The 1,713-nt window shown below is 59.5% G+C and carries 2 protein-coding genes; one reads left to right on the top strand and one right to left on the bottom strand.

Going from position 1 to position 1,713, the window contains the following annotated elements; translation table 11 throughout:
- Window positions 1-327: 327 nt before the first annotated feature.
- Window positions 328-1,011: a glutathione S-transferase family protein gene (locus tag P0D89_RS52655; RefSeq protein ID WP_408371081.1), complete on the bottom strand. Its 684-nt coding sequence runs from the start codon at window positions 1,009-1,011 to the stop codon at window positions 328-330.
- A gap of 14 nt (window positions 1,012-1,025) precedes the next feature.
- Between P0D89_RS52655 and P0D89_RS52650 the strand changes: the two genes are divergently transcribed.
- Window positions 1,026-1,373 (top strand): hypothetical protein, encoded by a 348-nt coding sequence (locus tag P0D89_RS52650; RefSeq protein ID WP_408371079.1) that lies wholly within the window; start codon window positions 1,026-1,028, stop codon window positions 1,371-1,373.
- Window positions 1,374-1,713: the final 340 nt, after the last annotated feature.

The raw sequence follows: 1,713 nt of genomic DNA, 5'->3' as shown, positions 1-1,713 counted from the left end.
TCCGCAACAGACTGGGGGAGCTGCGCGATGTCACGCTCTATATCAGCGTCGAGCTGTTTTCCAAGGTCAAGAATCCGATCCCGGATGCTACTCGACGAGATACGCGACCCTTGTTGCGAGCCTCCCCAACTTTTGCGCGCTCTCCCAGTTAGCGAAGCAATGTTGTCAATTCAATGGCGAAACCCCTGCCCCCATGGGCATAGTCCGGTGACAACATTGCTTCGTTTTACGATGCCCGACACTGGCCGCCCCACGCGCGGGCACACAACCGGGAATGGCTGCGTCCGCGCAGAGGAAGGACTGGCCGCGCCGTCGGCGCAATGATGCTCAGATGCCGAGGCGAGCGTTCTGCGGAAACAGCGCCTTGCGTGCAGCGTCGTCCATCTCGGCCTTGAACGCGTGGCGCGTTGTGAGCGCTTCAGCGCTCTGCGCTGCCGGTCGGGCATTGATCTCGTCGAAAAGACGCTTGACGTTCGGCAGCTTTTCCCATGCTTCGGCGCCCAGGATGAAAGGCACTGCGCGCGCCCATCCCCATACCGCCATGTCCACCAGGGTGTATTCGTCGCCGAGCATATACCTGTGTCGGGCCAACTGCCCGTCGATGATGCTCCAGTGGCGCCACGCTTCGAACTCGTAGCGGTTGACGGCGTACTCCTTGGGCTCCGGCGCGAAGTGCTTGAAATGCACGGCCTGGCCCGAGAACGGTCCAATGCCCGTGGCCACGAACATCAACCACGAGTACATCTGCGCGCGCTCCGCCGGCGTTGTCGGCATGAACCGCCCCGTTTTTTCCGCTAAATACAGGAGGATGGCGTTGCTATCGAAGATCGTCGCATCGCCGTCGACAAGTGCCGGCGCCTTTGCATTCGGGTTGATCGCAGTGAAAGCCGGGGCGTGCTGCTCACCCTTGCGGGTATCGATAGGCACGAGTTCATAGGGCAATTCGGTCTCTTCGAGAAACAAAGCGACCTTGGCCGGGTTCGGGGCCGGACAGTAGTAAAACTTGATCATGAGGCGACCTTTGCGTGAGTGAGGCCGGTGATTATATGGGCTGCCGCTTCGCTTTGCTGGGCCGCCTCCGGCATTCACGGAAGAGGATAGATAGAGGGGAGCTTGTCGGCGACTTAACGACCATCGGCCGGCACGCAGACGCAAAAATCGAAACGATGGGCATGCTGCGCGCGATGGTCCGATTCAATGTCACACCGGGTAAGCGGCTCAACAACCCGCCATCCGACGACAGCGCCTTTGAGGTGCATCTGCGGTTCGACATCGAAGCGGAGTGCGTGGTCTATGCCGATATGCGCCCCTGGCCGAACCGCCCGGTGAGCAAACCGTCCCCCTTGGCTCAGAGAACTTCCAACTTCATATAGTCGAAGTAGCTCTCCAGCAGTTCGTGAAGGAATGCTCTGGCACGCGACGACGCCCGTCCGCCGCAATAAAACGGACCGGGGCCGATCTCGGCGACGAAAGCAGGTCCCGTGCTTGGCATGTCGATGGGGCCTTGATCGGAGCAAGTTAGGCGCCTCCTTCCGAGCGCCAATCCCAATCACCCTGCAGTTCGCGTCTCCACTATTTTCGCTGTGCGAATATATATGCGCCAGGTGAAATTACCTATTGGTGGCTGACCCGCACCACTGCTACAATTTCGCCTAGCGCAGTAAATTGCGTTGAGCGAACATTGCTCGGCTTGAAACATCGCTATCCATCGCA

Source organism: Paraburkholderia sp. RL18-085-BIA-A (genome assembly GCF_046027075.1).
GTDB lineage: Bacteria > Pseudomonadota > Gammaproteobacteria > Burkholderiales > Burkholderiaceae > Paraburkholderia.
This window is presented reverse-complemented; position numbering and strand designations above follow the sequence as displayed.